At 74.5% G+C, this 725-nt stretch carries 1 protein-coding gene; it reads right to left on the bottom strand.

Features of this window, described 5'->3' with window-relative positions:
* Positions 1–725 (bottom strand): glycoside hydrolase domain-containing protein (locus tag PROKR_RS13120; protein ID WP_036963943.1); only part of this gene is annotated, 725 nt, incomplete at both ends.

The raw sequence follows: 725 nt of genomic DNA, 5'->3' as shown, positions 1-725 counted from the left end.
GCCGGCGCCGGCACCGCCCCCGGCCCCACCGACCTCCAGCCCCGCGACGTACCACCGCTCGGCGGCCCCGGGCGCCTCGATCACCAGGTCGCCGTCGGGCCGGTGCACCACCGCGCGCTCGAAGAGCGGCGACGTGACCGCCCACCGCGACGACCCGATCTCCAGCGGATACAGCCCGAGCGCGGCCAGCACGTACCAGGCCGACATCTCGCCGTTGTCCTCGTCACCGTGGTACCCCTGGCCGATGTCGTTGCCGGTCCAGAGCCGCGTCAGGATCTCGCGCACGACCTCCTGGGTGCGGTCCGGCCGCCCGGCGACCGACCACGTCCAGGCGATGTGGTGCGACACCTGGTTCGACTGCCCGAGCTGGCCCAGGCGCACGTCGCGCGCCTCGAACATCTCGTGGATCGGGTTGCCGTACGAGCCGGGCTTGTCGGCCCGCTCGGGCGCCGCGAAGAACCGCTCCAGCAGCCGTTCGAGACCGGCCCGACCGCCGTGCAGGGCGGCCAGCCCCGCGCCGTCGTGCACCGGGTGGAACAGGAAGTTCCACGCGTCCGACTCGGTGTAGTCACCGCCCCACGCGTCCGGGTCGAACGGCGCCGGGTCGAACGCACCGTCCCGGCCACGTCCGCGGAAGAACCCGGTCGCGGCGTCGAAGAGGTGCACGTACCCGGCGGCGCTCTGCCGCAGGTAGGCGGCCTCGGAGCGCAGCGCGCGGCGGCGCT

Origin of the sequence: Promicromonospora kroppenstedtii DSM 19349 (genome assembly GCF_000515355.1) — a bacterium.
GTDB classification, from domain to species: domain Bacteria; phylum Actinomycetota; class Actinomycetes; order Actinomycetales; family Cellulomonadaceae; genus Promicromonospora; species Promicromonospora kroppenstedtii.
Note: the sequence above shows the minus strand (reverse complement) of the source record. Positions and strands in the feature narration are given on the sequence as shown.